Raw genomic sequence first — 15,159 nt, 5'->3', positions numbered from 1 at the left:
TTCCAGGCTTCTTTCTTACTAATCTTCCCTATAAATAACAAATCCATTTGGTTGGATGATCAATCGATCATCGGAAATGGTCCCATGGCTGATCAGATCTGCTTGTCTTCTTTCTAATACAAATTCTTTCTTAGAGTGGTTAAAGTAGGCTTTGAGAATGTGACCTTCATGCTGCCATTCTACTGCCACTACATCTGGCTCTACTTCTTTCAGACTCACTTTACCATGCTGGATAACGCCCGCTACTTCTTTTCGGAGCTGGATCAAGTCCTTCATAAAGTTCAGCATGTCATTGTCTGCTGACACGCGCTCCCAAGGCATGACACGCCGGCAATCCGGGTCTGGGCCGCCGATGAGGGCTAGCTCCGTCCCATAATAGATACAAGGCGTACCCCGTTGCAGATAGAGGAAGGTGAGAGCAGACTTGACAGACTGAAGATCCCCTTTGGCCGTCGTCAAGATGCGCTCTGTATCATGGGAGTCTAAGAGGTTAAACATCACCTCAGAAATCTGCTGCCTGTAATACATGGACTGGCTATTGATTTCCCAAATGAAGCGTTGCGTCTCCTTATGCCCCCGCAGGAAATAATCCTTGATACTTTCAGAGAGGGGATAGTTCATCACCGCATGGAACTCATCGCCCTTGAGCCAAGGTTGGGACGAATGCCAGATTTCCCCGAGGATATAGAGATCCGGCTTCTTGGCCAAGACCGCTTTACGGAAATCCCGCCAGAATTGATGGTCGATCTCATTGGCCACATCCAGTCGCCAAGCATCAATATCAAACTCTTCAATCCAGTAAGTCGCCACCTTCAAGAGATAGGCCTTCACCTCAGGATTAGCCGTATTGAGCTTAGGCATAAAGCCCGCAAAGGCAAAAGCATGGTAAGATAAGTTGCGACTATTCCACAGATTTTCTGAGGAGACAGGGAACTCTTTGATATGGAACCAGTCCTTGTAAATCGAATCCTCCCCGTATATGACCACATCCTGCCATTGGGGTGAATCATAGCCAATATGGTTGAAGACGGCATCCAGCATGATCTTCATCCCACGCGCATGGGCCTCTTTCACTAGCTGGCGGAAGGTCTCCTTATCTCCAAAATGTCGATCAATTTCAAAATAATCAATGGTATCGTACTTGTGATTGCTCGGCGATTCAAAAATCGGGCAAAGATAGAGCCCTGTAATCCCTAGATCCTGCAAATAGTCCAAGTGATCGATGATCCCTTGCAAATCACCACCAAAGAAATCCAATACTTGAGGAGCAATAGAGGCATCCCAAGGACGAACACCTTCTGGGGAAATGGCTGGATTCCCATTGGCAAAGCGCTCAGGAAAGATTTGGTACCAAACCGTCTGAGCCACCCAATCTGGAACAGCACACCCATCAATCTCATGGATAAAGGGAAGCTTAAAACCGTTCATGACGAAGTCCAGGTTCTCCTTGTTGTAGGCTGCCACACCCCGATCTCCGTACAAGACCTTCTCTCCCGCTGTGTCCTCTAATTCAAAGAGGTACTGGATCCGGGCATGGCGGACAGATACCGACACTTGCCAATAATCAAAGAGGTCGTCTGTCGTCACCTTGTCCATTTCCTTAGTTGCCTCATAAAGATCCTCTATAAAAATAAAGGGATCCCCATAGTGCAAGACAATTCGTTTGATATCTTCTTTCTTGGTCCGGATGCGAATGTGAAGCTGGCCGTCCTTATAAAGATAGGCGTACTCCGATTCAGGCCTGTGATAAATCGCTGTTAATTCCATCTGTCTCGTCTCCTACTATACTCTCTTTTCATCATTTACCAATTTATGCAAACGATTCCATAAACTATTTCTAGTATACTACTTTATAAAAACGTTTGCAAGATTCTGAGAGATCATTTTAGATTACTCACTTTTTATAATTGTATTGCAAAACAAAAAGCCCAGCAATTGGGCTTAAAGATTTTTGTTGAAGCAATGACTTTACCTTATAAGCATCACTTTATACTGTTTCCTACTAAAATATACTACAGATCTATATTTCTGTTAATAGTTTATTGAACAGTTGTTCGAGCTTACTAGTATCTCCATAAACTGTTCCATCCATATATAAGTGATAGATATCATCATCTAAACCAATTGAAATTTCACATTCATACCCTTTCATCAAAGCTAAAGAACGGATAACTTCTCGTTGAGTACGACCATTTCCTTCTCGAAATGGGTGAAAATAATTTAGATTATCTAATATCTCAGCTAAACTTTTACAAATCTCAATTTTATTATTTGCGTTAAGTAAATAGTTTGAAAGCAAGGTATTTAAAAATTTTTCTGCCATATCAAAAGACTGAACTGGCATAAAAGCATTTCCACTTTTAGAGATATTTACTTGACGGTATTGACCTGCCCAAGTATACATTCCTTCAAAAAGAAACTTATGAATCTTTAAAATATCTGAAACAGTATTTACTTCAATTGGATTAATAAACAGTTTTAAACTTTGGCTTGCTACTAAACGATATTCTAATTCTCGTGCTTTATTATCATTTTTCTCATTAAATTTATTTATGAGAACAGATGAATGGGGATAGGTGTATAAATTATCAGGGTCTATATAATCATACCCATCATATATTTTTCTGACCATTATCCAACTCCTAATGCAACTGCCTCTTCTCTCAGTCGCTCCACGTCTTCTACCGTGGGATGCCATCCTTCAATCATATTGGTGCTCAGAGCAAACCAGACGCTCTTAAAAACCTTTTTGTTGTCAAAAATCACACCCATAATCATCATTTTTTCTTTATCTATATCTAAGGTCATATTCTACCTCCGTCCTATTATTATAGCATATTTTCAATCATTTTAGTTCTCCTATTTAGTACTTACCCTACACAAAGAGCCCAGCGATTGGGCTTTCTCATTATCATAATAACTTATACTCATTCCTTACTTGTATGCCGCTTTCCAAGACTTAGCGCTTGCTCTTCTGACATTTCAACTACTTTCGCAAAGTTGGTATTTCGTGGCATGCTATCTTTAGAATACCAATAAACATCCGCACTCCCATTTCTGGCCACATAAACAACTGGAGCTAGTTGAGGAATTGGTGCTGCAGGCTCGACAGGTTGGACTGGCTGAACTGGCTCTACTGCTTGACTCGGTTGAGGGGCTTGACTTGGTTGCGTCTCTACAGAAGGACTAGCAGGTTGAGGTTGACTACTTGGTTCTGTCGGCACTAAAGATGGCTTGGCAGTCCCCTTGAGATAGTCAATGGTCGCATTCTTAGAGTAGTTGTCCAAGGTAACGGTGGTGATCCCATAAGCATCTACTGACTCTTTGGGACTACTTAAATTGATTGGTAGAAGGTTGCCATCTCGATCAATTCCTACATATTGCAAGGTCACCTGCCGAGGAATTAATTCATCCCCCGTATAGACCGGAGTCACCTTGTAGTCCAGCCAATAATTGGGGTGGGTGGATAGCCAGCTATCGAGTCGTTTCTCGTAGTAGAGCATGCCCTCCACATTGCTATCTGCTGTCCCTTTATAATTCCCCGTATTGGTCCAGGCAGTTAGAGGAACCAGATTTTTCCCTTCATTGGTCAGACCGCTAAACTGATAGCCGATCAAATGCCCTCTATGGAACAACCAGGCCTTCTTTCCTTTATTTCCATAAGCAATCTTATAATTGTGCCAGCCAACCGGATTATAGCTGAGACGTGGTTCTCTTTTTTTCTTTGGCTCATCCTTGTCCTGCAGCTGAATATGAGCGGAGGTTGCACGACCCAAATGATCAAAATCCCCCAGTACTAGCTGCTTATTGCCATTAAAAGGCAGTAGATGAAGACTCTGGTAATCGAGTCCAGTTTGCTGAGCTTGGGCCCCTTGAACAACGACCAAGAACATAAAAACCGAGACTATCGCAACAATAACATTTTTCAAAAACCGTTTTGTAACCATGATAAACTCCCGTATTACTATCTAGTATTATTATAGCAGAAAAAACGGTTACAGACATAGAAGATAGATAATTTCTTCTCCTATTTCAATTATATGTTTTTAATGAGTTTATTCTCACTTTAATATTCTTTAGTATATAAAATACGGACTATTATTTAAATACATAAAATAATACACAGCTTTCCTAAATCAACTTATATTCATACCACTCTTCATCTACTTTCTGAAATCCCAAAGCCAAAAACATTCTTTGACTTTGAGTATTAAAAGGATAAATTTGAGCAGTTACCCTAACCATTTCTTTCTCTTTGGCCATCTGTATCATTTCAGAAATACACCGTCTTCCGATCTGTAAATTCTGATACTCTTTGCTGATCACTATAGAAAGCTCTGAATTATCTTGAAGAGTCACATCTCCAACTAACACTCCCTCATATTGGATATAAAAGCAAGAACCATGTGAAGTTAGATAATCATACATTTTATGAAGTTTTGTAATATCGTAAATCTGATCAGTATTATCCACTTGTTTGCAAACATCACTATCTTGATACCAAAGAAGGGAGATGGCATCATTCCTATAATAAGGTATAAGAGTGATCTGATCATCTACTATTCTATTCATTATTACTTATTCTTATTTCTATTTAGAGGTTTCTTCCGATACTTCAATATTCCCAATCAACCAATTGGACATCTTTTTGCCCTTGTCTTTATAAGGATTGGGAGGAAACAAGGTGAAAGGGGGAATGCTGGCATCTGGGAAGAATAGTTCTACGCTTATCGTTCGCTCGCGATTATGATCAACGTAGGCTGTAAAATAGATATGGTAATTTCCACTAACATCACCACCATTATCATACTCTCCTCTAGCAGTATTTGGTAAGAGCGTCACAGATTTTATGTCTTGCTTTTCCTGAGCTAAGTGTGCGATGATCTCCTCCTTAATAGTAGCCTCATGATTTCTGACGAAATTCCCATCATCACTATATCCAGGATGCTCACTAAGAGAATAGAAAACAATGACCATCAGAAAGGGGAGAGAAATTAAAAAAATGATTAGCTTATTTGATTTTAACATGGAGGTTCCGCATCCTACTTATAAAAAATCTTGACCCAATCCTGCTTTGCACTAAGGATACGAGCAACATACACCCTATGCTTCTCAATATAATAAAATGTAAGATAGTTCTCTATTGGCATATAACGATAGGGTTTTCCATCATTCGTCATCTCACCATAGCCCCGGCTTGATACCAGAGGACAGGCTTCTGGAAAGAGTTCTAGGGTCTCAAGAGCGCTCAATAGCAAATCGACTTTGCCATCTGCAGCTTGCTGGCTATAAAAATTCACAAGAATATAGTCGTGAATGTCACGCAAGTCCTGCTTAGCACGATCTGAAAGAAAGACCTGATAACGTTTCAAGTTAGTCAAGACCAAATTCCTTTCTCACATCGGCTACAGAAGTAACTTTTCCTTGAGCGATTTCCTGATGCCCCACTAAAATCTCCTTCTTCAAATCTTCAAAGGCTACCTGATACTGTTTGTCCTGCAAATCACTCGAAACAAATTCTTCTGGATCCACAGTCCCATTAGCAATTTTTCGAAGTACTGCATTTAGGACATCTGACACAGAAATTTTTTTATCCGCAAGCACCTCTTTTGTTTTTTGGTAAAACATCGCATCTGCTCGAAAATTCACTGCTTTCGTGTTTGCCATTTCTACCTCTCCTTTGTACATACAATTTGTATATACATACTACCATAAGATAGAGAGGGGAATCAAGTAAAAAATGGATTCTTCTTTCACTAAATCTAATTAAGAGATACCGATAGCTAATCTATATTCTTTCTCTCGTGTCATCTGATACCTCCTAGAATCAACAATTTAAGTAGATTCCACATCTTAATTTGACAACTCCAAGTAATTGTAGTCAATTATATTAGATATATTTTATTAATTTCTTTATAGTAAATTACTATTTCTCTAGCCAAGAGAACGCTTGGTTTAGCATTTCTTTTGCTTGTCCAACTATACACGGTCCATGAGAAATAATAATATTCTTAGGTTCCCATTTCTTTACTATACGATAACTCTTCAATGCCTGTTTTTTACTAAATAAAAAAGTCATTCTTAAATCTCTTGGTGTTTTACCATTTGGATAGTGATTATCGCCTATTTTAAACAGTAGCTTTTCAAAAATCGATACATTCTCAGTTTCTATGTTTTCAATAAGATCCGTTAAAATCAGAGTTGAACTTTCATTATGGAAAAAAACAACCTCTTTTACATAAAAACTTCCCTCAAATGTTGTAAAAAGAATTTCTTCGTTCCAATTGGCCTTGCTTAATTCCTGACCATAATCCAAACTCATTCCCGATTTTCTGGCACGCTTTTGAACACCACTAGCTAGCCAAACTTTTGCTTCAGGAAATAGTTGATGCCATTCATCTATATAACTATAATGTAAGACATTGGGTGCAATAAGGTGTTTTACCTCACCTAATCGCTTGATTTCAAAAAGTAAATTGTCATTAGGCTTAGTCGGTGAATGCACCCAAAGACCACCGTTCTGTAGACGGATAACTGTCATTCTAGTTGAAAAAGGCACTTTGAAGAATTTAAAATCCATCAGTACTTCTTCCCCATCCACAATCCATAGATTATCTGCTATCTTTTTTAAGGAATTGAGGGGACTATATTTTCTGACTTTCATGAAACTCTGCTTTCTAAATTAATAAAGTATAATCAATCGTTATTCTCCAAAAATGGCACCACCAAATCAATCCACTCTTGAGGTAGATAAGCTGATAAATAGCCGTGGTTATAGCCCTTAGCTTCATACAGGATCGTATTGGGATGGAGCTGCTGAAATAATTTCGCCGATGCTTTCACACAGTTCAATTCTTTTTCACCATAGATATACAGAACCTGCGCCTTACTAGCAGAAATTGTCTCCTTTAGCTTGTAACGTCCCATATAGGTTTTGTAAATGGTCACCAATGTTTTGATAGGTGTCCTTGGCAGATCCTTTAAATAATATGCTTTTATCTCCTCTGGATAAGCCAGTTTAGGATAGAGTTTGTTCATCATGCTTAATTGAAGTTTGCAAGAGAATTTACTGAACATCAGTTTACCAAATAATGATACTAGAAAGATGCTGATTTTAGCTAGCTTTGGTTGAGGAATACAGAGGCTTCCATCTATGATGACCTTCTCAGCTATCTCGCTGTCTAAGGACAAAAGCTCCATGGCAATTTGACCACCAAGTGAAACGCCACCGATCGCAAACACCTTTCCACCACAGTTTGCTTTGACATAGTCTAGGATCTCCAAAGCAGAATCTTCCGTAGAAACATAATCGAGTGGATATTCTTCGCCATGGCCATTCAAAGTAGGTAAAATAACACGGTAGCCTTTTGATAAAATCCGTGCTTGACGAAGATAATTCCACCAAGAACTGCCACCGCCATGTATCAGTAAGATAGGAGGCAAATTCTTATCACCAAATTCATGGAATTTCATGTTTAAACTCCTTACTGTGAGACTTTCACTAGATACATCCTTGTTTAATCTGTTTGAACAAGCAGTGATACCACTTTAAACAGAAAATCTCTAACATCGATTATCTAGATAGAATGTTACCTTTAATAATGGATTTCCTGTTCTAAAAATTAAAATATTTTTTCCTTACCAATTCTATTACTAGCCAATATATTATAAATTAAATAACCAACCAAAATGATAATAAAAATAACATAGCAGCCAGTTTTACAACTTACTACTTTTCATATGAGAATTTACAAATGTCTTTCCAGCCACTCGATCTTTTTAAAATCCTTATTGTCATTGTGATCATTTCGATAGGAGTCATGAGAAGAAGCTTTGTAAATACTTAGATACTGCTCCAGACTTGGAAGACGAAAAGTGATGCCTTCAATGTGAATAAGCTCTATATCCGATTCCGAAACTCCTGCAAAATCAGGTAAGGAATCGATACTACCAAATTCAACACTCACTCTATCCTTTTGGAATTCATGCTCATGAATATCTATTAAAACGTAGCCTAAGTCTTTCATCACTTTCATTATCTTGTCCCAGTCATAAATTCTGAGAGGATCAGGCGCTTCCCAACCTCTAGGGTCACCAGGCACATGAATGTCAATGTCAGACGGCCCCCAATTTTCTTTCGTTCTAAACTCCAATCCCAAAGACCCCATCAGTGTCGGTGTAATTCCGACTCGATTTAAATGGAAACAAATGGTTTTAAATTCTTCAAATAAGAGACTCATATTTACTCTAAACCTTTCATCTAAATGTTCGTTATTTCTACTTTATTACCTTGAACATAATCATCTTCATTTTCTAGAGTGTATCCATTTATTTTGGATACAAATTCTTTTCCTTACTAATTCTATTACTCGCCAATATCGTATAAATCAAATAACCAATAAAAATGATAATAAAAATAAGATTAATTTTTAACACAAAATAGAGATTTAACAAATTTGCGAACGCATGAAATAATATACAGTAACCCACTGATTGGGTTTGACGGTAAAGAAGTCCTAAAGCAAAACTTAAAAATAATGTATATATAAAAAATAAAATAAAAGGAAATCCTTGATGACTTTCTCCAACTATAAACCATAAAGGCAGATGCCATATTTCCCAAATTGATCCTACAATCAAATTAGATTGCCAATATGTATATTTTTTATCAAGTAACGGCTGTAATATTCCTCTCCATCCTAATTCTTCATGTCCACCACCAAAAAAAATTAATTGAATAAAGAATAGTGGCATTAGATAAATGGATACTCCATTAAATTCTAAGGAAGATACAGAAAATAGTATCAAAATTGCTAACAAATGAATAATGAAATAAATACTACTATTTTCTTTCTTACTAAATAAAAAATGTTTAAATTTTATATTATTCCTTTTCAAATAAAAGCCACTTGCAATAGCTGGTCCAAGTGCACCTACTATATGTAATATTCTTCCTATGATTGTTTCTAAACCCAAAATATGAGATTGAGTAAAGATGGCAAGAATCCCCCAAGATATATAAGTAATTCCAAATGTACAATAAAGATATTTTTTTAAATTCTTTTTGTCAATTTCTGTCATTTTATTGCCCTTATTTTTATTATTTTATATGTAATATTTGTTACTGCTTCTTAGTTGCTCTCGATTATAACTACCTATATTCTATCACAAAAATGCAAAAAAAAGCCCTATAATCAAGGCTTTTCATTATTCATTTCGTCAATACTTTAGTTTCGTAGATTCAGATTCGCATGATTAAAACTAGTCAATTTTCTCAATAATGTTTCCAAGTTTATCTAATACAAGACAGGAATGATCATTTAGTGGAATTATGGGAACATTAACGAGTTCTTCAGCTCTATCCTTATTAGCTTTATCATTCCAGGAATCATAATGGACACTAATTAAAAACTGACTAAAGAGTCCTAATCCATTTTTTATCTTTATCTGATGATCTGAATTATCATTAGGTGAGATATAGACCTTTTCTCCTAATAATAGGGCTCCTGCAGAAAATCCCATAACTTTTGCCCCTTTATTCAGCATATGCTTGATATAATTTTTGAACTCTTGATTGACATAAGTAGCTAGATACTTTTCTGTATTTCCACCATCGATGATAATTAGATCAGCATCTAAATAGCTATCAAAATCAACCTGCTCAGAGTCCAAAAGTAAGTAATCAGTGTTTAGATTAGGAAGTTGACTTTGGAAAACTTCCGTGTACTTATTCATATACGGTTCCCAATTTTCTCGATAAACTGTAAAAATAACAAGTCTTCCAATCTTCCTTGATGACACAATTTTATGAACAATCGTATGGTTCTTTATCGGCGGATTTCCACCCATCAAAAAAATTTGTTCGTCCAATCTTTCACACTTCCTAAAGATACATAAATTTTGACCACGTACTGAAATTATAATTTCTTCTTAAAATGAATAATTCTATTTGCCTCCTGAAATCCAATATTGAGATGAAATCTTATAGAATCCGTATTCGTTAAAGTACAGTCACTTGCAAATTCCTTACATCCTTTATTTTTCGCCCATTCCTCACATTTTGTACAGAGATTTTTAGCAATATCCTTTAAACGATATTCCTCGTCGACAATAATCCCTTCTAAGAATCCAACAGGACTATATTTACAACCTTCAACATAATCAAATCTGAGTGAACATAGTGCTAGACCTACAATTGTGTCACCTTCAACTTCAGTAAAGATTGCAGTATTTTTGCCATTCGTATATCTTTTTACTTCATCAATAGCTTCTTTATCGGTTAATTGGGGCCATAATTGTTTCATTAGTTTAGCCGTTTTTATAGAATCTTTTGTTATTCCATCCATATTGATGTTCCTCCGCAAATTACAGGCAAATGTTTCAAATCATGCTGTTACTTTGTTACTCATTGATTGACACCAATACCATCCCCTTCTATTTATCGCTGTCTCAGATTGGAAGAGCAGTGATACTGCCTCAACTTGTGCTGAGAGCTTTCTTCTATACTAATAGACGAAAGGGTGTGAAAATGATTTTTAAATGATACTGTGGAACGGAACAGTAGCCCTAGTATTGACTACTGTCGTTTCTATTCATATTGGCTATTCTAGGACTGAGATGAAAAAATCTATAAATGCTCAGAATAAAATTGAACCCGCAAATCTCCCCAAAACAATGGTGAGTCATGTACTTGTATTATTCCGAAAAAATACACCTCTGGTGCAGTGAGACAAATTGGTGTATCTTATAGTGGCTTCGTAGATGAAAGCTATACTCTACTATCACTCTTTGATGATGTAGAACAAATTGAAAAAGATAATAGACTTCAGACAGCTATTGATGTTGTCAGAGAACAGTTTGGTTTTTTAGCCATACAAAAAGGAACCGTCCTAACTGAAGGTTCCAGAAATATTGAACGCAGTAAACTTATCGGTGGTCATTCCGCGGGTGGATTGGAGGGATTAAAATGAAACAAGAAAAAAATACAGTACAATTTTCAGAAATCCGTAGCAAAGGATGTAATGATATTGAAATGCTTGAAAGATTTTTACATGGAATCGTTGAAACAGCAACTTCAAAACTTCGTCAGAGAAAACTCAAAACAACTGAAATATCGATACGACTAGTACATGCTAAATCTGAAAACCGATTACCATTGGAATTTACATTTAGCATTAAGCCAACAAGCTCATCTGTGATAATCTATACTGAGGTAATCAATCGCTTTAAAGAATGTTACACAGGTGGGGGAATTCAAGGTTTTACGATTCAATTTGATAAAAATACCCTTGCCTCTGCATAGAAAGGATTTGATATGATTGACCGTTCATATTTACCATTTCAATCAGCAAGAGAGTACCAGGATACAAAGATGCAAAAATGGATGGGCTTTTTCCTATCTGAACATGCATCAGCACTCTCTGATGATACAAACAAAGTAACGTACATGTCTGACTTATCACTAGAGAAGAAATTATTACTCCTCAGTCAAGTATACGCCGGGCAGCTACGCACACGCATTCAAGTGATTGAAAAAAACAAGCGTGTTTCCTACACTGGAACAATACCAAGTCTGACCAAAGATTTCATTTTGATAAAAACTACAACAGGTCACATCAATTTGAAATTAAAAGACATTATTAGTATTGAACTTGTCGAGGAGGTGCTCTATGAATCAGCTTGAGTTTCAGCGTAATCACCTACAAATGGACTATTATAGCGAGAGCTACCAAGATTTTGAACGTGACTTCTACCGCTACTCTAACATGAATATTCCATTGACCTTCCTAACTGATGATATCCTAAAAACAATGGCGACTTCACGTAAGAATTACTTTGTCCTCAATAAGGAAAAGTCCAGAGATAACCGCGATCACTTCTTCATATTTGAAGTAAGTACCGTAGATGAGAATCCGCTAATCTATCATTATACATATAAGAAAACTACAATATATTTAGCAGAAAAATAGGAGCAGTTCAATTGACTGTTCCTATTTTTAATATTCATAAAATCTAAAGTCTTTATACTCTTTAACAATGGAGTCGCCAACCAGAACAGACTATACTGACCAGCGACTACCTTAAATTTAATGTTTCAGATTTATTTTCTTATCTCTAATTTCATAAACTACATCTGCTACATTTTCGAGTAATCGTTTATCGTGGGTGATAAACACGATAGTTCCGGTGTACTCCTTCATTAGTATTTCCAAAGCCTCTAAACTTGGTATGTCAAGGAAGTTACTGGGTTCATCCATTATTAGGATGTTATATCTACCCATGAGCATTTTAGCAAGCAACAATTTTATAATTTCTCCACCGCTTAAAACAGATAAACTTTTTCCAATATCGTTCTGTTTGAACCCCATAGATGCTAGCACTGAACGAATTTCTGATATATTGTAGTCACAATCCTTCTGCATAAACTCCATAACATTCTGATTACTGTTGTACTTGTAACCATTCTGTGCAAAGTAACCTATTTTTGCCTTAGGCGAAATAGAAATTCCTTCTTCATGGTTTAAGATCATTTGGATTAAAGTTGTTTTTCCGATTCCATTACCACCAGTTAACGCCACTTTTGCTCCTAACGGAATTTGAAAAGATGCATTTTCAAACAGAGCCTTATCCCCAAATACTTTATTAATTTCTGCACCGACTATAGGGTATGGATTATGGAGCTCCAATGCTTTACTTTGCCTGAAACGAATTCTGCGAATGCCTTCCGGAGCTTCTACTTTTCCTAAGGCCGCAATCCTGTGCTCTAGGGTTTTAGCAGCATTATACATCTTTTTTTCCTTACTTCCTATTGATTTTTGATGAGCTAAACGCCCTCCGTCTTCAGTACTTTTTTTCTTTGAAGAACCTTTTGCCTTCTGTTCTATTTTACGAGCCTGTTTTCGCTTTTCCTCCGCAGCCCTTTCCAATCGGGCACGTTCCGCAATAAATTGTTCGTATTCTGCAGCTTGGCTCTTACGTTCTTCCTCTTTCTGACGAAGATAATCAGAATAGTTTCCCCAATACTCAGTGATTTTGCCATCTTTCAGTTCCCATATTTTATCTACTATTTCATCAAGAAAATAGCGGTCATGGCTAATAACTAACAGTGCACCTGTAAAATATTTTAGCTGTCCTATTAGAAAATCAATTCCTTCACGGTCTAAATGGCTCGTAGGTTCATCCGCTAAAATACCATGAACCTGTGCCGATAAGGCCTGTGCTATTTTAAGCCTTGTTTCTTCACCACCGCTCATAGTCTGTATATTTAATTGCTCAACACCTAGCTTGCCTACAAGTGCAAAATCTTTTTCCTCCTGCAGAGTTACTTCGTCCAACTGGGGAATATAGGCAAGTTCACCCAGACGATTCATTTTACATCCTGGGGGAGTTAATTCTCCTAAAAGTACCCTGAGTAAAGTGCTTTTTCCAGCACCATTTGCTCCTACTAAACCAATACGGTCATAATCATATACTTCTAATTCATTTATATCTAAAACATCGCGTCCTTTGAATTCCACACGAATGTCTTTTGCTTTTAATATTAATTCCATAACATTTCCTCCTGTCTATAATCGCATGCTTTCATTTGCTTGTATGCAGGGAAAACCCTGCGATTTTAGCAGGAAGAGTTACATGAAAATAAGATACATAAATATTCCTCCAATATTGTTTATTTTAAATCTAATTTTCTAACCTCAGTTATCATTTGGCAAACTATAGCAATGCCAATAATTAAAATACCTGATAGTAAAAACCAATGATTTACACCGATTTTATCAGCAAAGAATCCAGAAAGAATTAACCCAATTGGCATAGCAAGTGACATGATACTTCCGATCAAAGAAAATACACGTCCTAAATATTCAGGCTTAATTTTCTCCTGAAAAAGAGCTGTTTGCACACCGCTATAAAATGGCACCGAAAGCCCCATTATTGCACAGCAAACTACGAATATTACAAATCCATTTGGAGGAAGTATTCCCGAAACGGCTAAACTGGTCCCCATTATAAAAAATGAACTTGTTATTAGTAATACATGCTTTTCGAAGCCCCCTAATCTTCCTAATAATAAGCCTCCTGCTAGCATCCCAAATGCAAAGGAAATTTCCGTAATAGAAATATGCACAGGCGTTCCATTAAAGTGTTCCATGCTTATTAAAGGAAATAGTGCATTGATTGGCATATAAACAAAAGTATATAGTGTTCCTAAGAGTAATAAGGCAAACAATCCTTTGTTTTGTCTCAGAACCACAACTCCTTCTTTCATCTCCCTTATGAAATTTGGTTCTAAACTTTGCACTTGATTACCCAGCTTAGGTATACGTACAATTGCTACCGTAATAGATGCAATCACAGCACCCAATACGTCGATGGCAATAATAGCATTTAAATCCCAAACGGAGTATAAGAGTGCTGCAACTGCCGGACTAACAATATAGCTTATAGACTGCAAAGACTGACTATAGCCTGCGCATTTCGTTAGCTGTTCTTCTGGTACTAAAAGTGGTGTAACCGCATTGAGTGCTGGGGTATGAAAAGCTGTTCCAATGCTACGGATAAACAATACTATCATAATCATCCAGACAGGTAGCTCCATACAGAATGCAACAATAGCAAGCACTGCACCAGCTGCTGCGATAATTAAATCGGCACCAATCATTATCTTCTTCCTATCATGACGATCCACTAGCACACCAATGGCAGGTCCCAAAATCGCATAGGGTAAAAAACCTACTAATGAAGCCATAGACAAGACCATCGCAGATCCTGTTTTTTCTGTAAGGTAAAAAATAATCGCCATTTGCAGGATGGCACTAGTGATTAATGATACTGCTTGCCCTGCCCATATTGCATAAAATTTTCGTTTCCAATTGTTGTATTTTTCCATTTATATTATCTCCTGCATATTATTTTGCTTGAATTTCTATTTTGAATAGCATTCTAGGCAATAAAAAATGCAGGCCAAACCCCACAATGTGGCTTTTGGTCTGCATACATACAATTTGGAAACATTCATATTAAAGACATAGTTAAATAAAGGTATAGTTAAATAACCAATATCCTCACCGTAACTAATGAATGCTCAATATCGTATAAATAAGCACAACAAAAAAGCCTATCATCGGGTATAGATTCTGCTTTTTTTATTGCCAGCTTATC

20 protein-coding genes are annotated in these 15,159 nt (G+C 36.9%); 4 read left to right on the top strand and 16 right to left on the bottom strand.

Annotation, left to right across the window (positions count from 1 at the left end; all coding sequences use genetic code 11):
• Positions 1–18: 18 nt before the first annotated feature.
• From M1G14_RS02435 to aac(6'), 14 genes are all read right to left on the bottom strand, one after another.
• Positions 19–1,767, bottom strand: coding sequence for a glycoside hydrolase family 13 protein (locus tag M1G14_RS02435; RefSeq protein ID WP_070845502.1), 1,749 nt, complete (start codon positions 1,765–1,767; stop codon positions 19–21).
• Between the two features lie 253 nt (positions 1,768–2,020).
• Positions 2,021–2,632 (bottom strand): Fic/DOC family protein, encoded by a 612-nt coding sequence (locus M1G14_RS02430; protein WP_023023568.1) that lies wholly within the window; start codon positions 2,630–2,632, stop codon positions 2,021–2,023.
• The gene (locus tag M1G14_RS02425; protein WP_141760623.1) at positions 2,632–2,808 is read right to left on the bottom strand and encodes a hypothetical protein; all 177 of its coding nucleotides are present in this window, start codon (positions 2,806–2,808) and stop codon (positions 2,632–2,634) included. Before M1G14_RS02425 ends, M1G14_RS02430 begins: the two co-directional genes overlap by 1 nt.
• A gap of 119 nt (positions 2,809–2,927) precedes the next feature.
• Positions 2,928–3,947, bottom strand: a complete 1,020-nt coding sequence (locus M1G14_RS02420; protein WP_049506078.1) for a DNA/RNA non-specific endonuclease — start codon at positions 3,945–3,947, stop codon at positions 2,928–2,930.
• 184 nt (positions 3,948–4,131) lie between these two features.
• Positions 4,132–4,572: a GNAT family N-acetyltransferase gene (locus M1G14_RS02415; protein ID WP_049483189.1), complete on the bottom strand. Its 441-nt coding sequence runs from the start codon at positions 4,570–4,572 to the stop codon at positions 4,132–4,134.
• Positions 4,573–4,590: 18 nt separating this feature from the next.
• Positions 4,591–5,028, bottom strand: coding sequence for a hypothetical protein (locus M1G14_RS02410; RefSeq protein ID WP_024054822.1), 438 nt, complete (start codon positions 5,026–5,028; stop codon positions 4,591–4,593).
• Between the two features lie 14 nt (positions 5,029–5,042).
• Positions 5,043–5,381, bottom strand: coding sequence for a type II toxin-antitoxin system RelE/ParE family toxin (locus tag M1G14_RS02405; RefSeq protein WP_247926245.1), 339 nt, complete (start codon positions 5,379–5,381; stop codon positions 5,043–5,045).
• Positions 5,374–5,667: a type II toxin-antitoxin system RelB/ParD family antitoxin gene (gene relB / locus M1G14_RS02400; RefSeq protein ID WP_023917881.1), complete on the bottom strand. Its 294-nt coding sequence runs from the start codon at positions 5,665–5,667 to the stop codon at positions 5,374–5,376. Before relB ends, M1G14_RS02405 begins: the two co-directional genes overlap by 8 nt.
• 259 nt (positions 5,668–5,926) lie before the next feature.
• Positions 5,927–6,664 (bottom strand): DUF4336 domain-containing protein, encoded by a 738-nt coding sequence (locus M1G14_RS02395; protein WP_023917879.1) that lies wholly within the window; start codon positions 6,662–6,664, stop codon positions 5,927–5,929.
• Positions 6,665–6,696: 32 nt separating this feature from the next.
• Complete coding sequence (locus M1G14_RS02390) at positions 6,697–7,473, bottom strand: alpha/beta fold hydrolase (protein ID WP_247926244.1); 777 nt, start codon at positions 7,471–7,473, stop codon at positions 6,697–6,699.
• Between the two features lie 275 nt (positions 7,474–7,748).
• Complete coding sequence (locus tag M1G14_RS02380) at positions 7,749–8,240, bottom strand: phosphoribosylanthranilate isomerase (RefSeq protein ID WP_247926243.1); 492 nt, start codon at positions 8,238–8,240, stop codon at positions 7,749–7,751.
• A gap of 88 nt (positions 8,241–8,328) precedes the next feature.
• Positions 8,329–9,081, bottom strand: a complete 753-nt coding sequence (locus M1G14_RS02375; protein ID WP_070465753.1) for a CPBP family intramembrane glutamic endopeptidase — start codon at positions 9,079–9,081, stop codon at positions 8,329–8,331.
• Positions 9,082–9,261: 180 nt separating this feature from the next.
• Positions 9,262–9,870: a Type 1 glutamine amidotransferase-like domain-containing protein gene (locus M1G14_RS02370; protein ID WP_070465751.1), complete on the bottom strand. Its 609-nt coding sequence runs from the start codon at positions 9,868–9,870 to the stop codon at positions 9,262–9,264.
• A 47-nt stretch (positions 9,871–9,917) separates the two neighbouring features.
• On the bottom strand, positions 9,918–10,346 hold the full coding sequence (gene aac(6'), locus M1G14_RS02365; RefSeq protein WP_002912789.1) for an aminoglycoside 6'-N-acetyltransferase: 429 nt from the start codon (positions 10,344–10,346) through the stop codon (positions 9,918–9,920).
• Positions 10,347–10,724: 378 nt separating this feature from the next.
• Here aac(6') and M1G14_RS02360 point away from each other — a divergent pair, with 378 nt between their 5' ends.
• Genes M1G14_RS02360 through M1G14_RS02345 form a run of 4 tightly spaced genes read left to right on the top strand, consistent with a single transcriptional unit; the run spans position 10,725 to position 11,969 of the window.
• Positions 10,725–10,970 (top strand): hypothetical protein, encoded by a 246-nt coding sequence (locus M1G14_RS02360; RefSeq protein ID WP_001813542.1) that lies wholly within the window; start codon positions 10,725–10,727, stop codon positions 10,968–10,970.
• Positions 10,967–11,302 (top strand): DinB/UmuC family translesion DNA polymerase, encoded by a 336-nt coding sequence (locus M1G14_RS02355; RefSeq protein ID WP_000806926.1) that lies wholly within the window; start codon positions 10,967–10,969, stop codon positions 11,300–11,302. Before M1G14_RS02360 ends, M1G14_RS02355 begins: the two co-directional genes overlap by 4 nt.
• Before the next feature lie 12 nt (positions 11,303–11,314).
• Positions 11,315–11,683 (top strand): hypothetical protein, encoded by a 369-nt coding sequence (locus M1G14_RS02350; protein WP_000567222.1) that lies wholly within the window; start codon positions 11,315–11,317, stop codon positions 11,681–11,683.
• The gene (locus tag M1G14_RS02345; protein ID WP_001072467.1) at positions 11,670–11,969 is read left to right on the top strand and encodes a DUF5960 family protein; all 300 of its coding nucleotides are present in this window, start codon (positions 11,670–11,672) and stop codon (positions 11,967–11,969) included. The genes M1G14_RS02350 and M1G14_RS02345 overlap by 14 nt, the downstream gene beginning before the upstream one ends.
• A gap of 117 nt (positions 11,970–12,086) precedes the next feature.
• Here the strand turns inward: M1G14_RS02345 and msr(D) are convergent, their stop codons facing one another.
• Together msr(D) and mef(A) are read right to left on the bottom strand one after the other, a co-directional pair.
• Positions 12,087–13,550 (bottom strand): ABC-F type ribosomal protection protein Msr(D), encoded by a 1,464-nt coding sequence (gene msr(D), locus M1G14_RS02340; RefSeq protein WP_000420313.1) that lies wholly within the window; start codon positions 13,548–13,550, stop codon positions 12,087–12,089.
• 119 nt (positions 13,551–13,669) lie between these two features.
• Positions 13,670–14,887 carry a macrolide efflux MFS transporter Mef(A) gene (gene mef(A), locus M1G14_RS02335; protein ID WP_000417519.1) on the bottom strand — a complete coding sequence of 406 codons (1,218 nt, stop codon included), beginning with the start codon at positions 14,885–14,887 and terminating at the stop codon, positions 13,670–13,672.
• Positions 14,888–15,159 lie beyond the last annotated feature (272 nt).

It is taken from the genome of Streptococcus parasanguinis (assembly GCF_023109675.1).
GTDB classification, from domain to species: Bacteria; Bacillota; Bacilli; order Lactobacillales; family Streptococcaceae; genus Streptococcus; species Streptococcus parasanguinis_I.
The sequence above is the reverse complement of the archived record's forward strand: the minus strand, read 5'-3'. Positions and strand labels throughout refer to the sequence as shown.

Coding starts and splice junctions, on each gene's coding strand:
- M1G14_RS02435 (WP_070845502.1), bottom strand. CDS start 1,767: ATGGAATTAACAGCGATTTATCACAGGCCTGAATCGGAGTACGCCTAT.
- M1G14_RS02430 (WP_023023568.1), bottom strand. CDS start 2,632: ATGGTCAGAAAAATATATGATGGGTATGATTATATAGACCCTGATAAT.
- M1G14_RS02425 (WP_141760623.1), bottom strand. CDS start 2,808: ATGACCTTAGATATAGATAAAGAAAAAATGATGATTATGGGTGTGATT.
- M1G14_RS02420 (WP_049506078.1), bottom strand. CDS start 3,947: ATGGTTACAAAACGGTTTTTGAAAAATGTTATTGTTGCGATAGTCTCG.
- M1G14_RS02415 (WP_049483189.1), bottom strand. CDS start 4,572: ATGAATAGAATAGTAGATGATCAGATCACTCTTATACCTTATTATAGG.
- M1G14_RS02410 (WP_024054822.1), bottom strand. CDS start 5,028: ATGTTAAAATCAAATAAGCTAATCATTTTTTTAATTTCTCTCCCCTTT.
- relB (WP_023917881.1), bottom strand. CDS start 5,667: ATGGCAAACACGAAAGCAGTGAATTTTCGAGCAGATGCGATGTTTTAC.
- M1G14_RS02395 (WP_023917879.1), bottom strand. CDS start 6,664: ATGAAAGTCAGAAAATATAGTCCCCTCAATTCCTTAAAAAAGATAGCA.
- M1G14_RS02390 (WP_247926244.1), bottom strand. CDS start 7,473: ATGAAATTCCATGAATTTGGTGATAAGAATTTGCCTCCTATCTTACTG.
- M1G14_RS02380 (WP_247926243.1), bottom strand. CDS start 8,240: ATGAGTCTCTTATTTGAAGAATTTAAAACCATTTGTTTCCATTTAAAT.
- M1G14_RS02375 (WP_070465753.1), bottom strand. CDS start 9,081: ATGACAGAAATTGACAAAAAGAATTTAAAAAAATATCTTTATTGTACA.
- M1G14_RS02355 (WP_000806926.1), top strand. CDS start 10,967: ATGAAACAAGAAAAAAATACAGTACAATTTTCAGAAATCCGTAGCAAA.
- M1G14_RS02350 (WP_000567222.1), top strand. CDS start 11,315: ATGATTGACCGTTCATATTTACCATTTCAATCAGCAAGAGAGTACCAG.
- M1G14_RS02345 (WP_001072467.1), top strand. CDS start 11,670: ATGAATCAGCTTGAGTTTCAGCGTAATCACCTACAAATGGACTATTAT.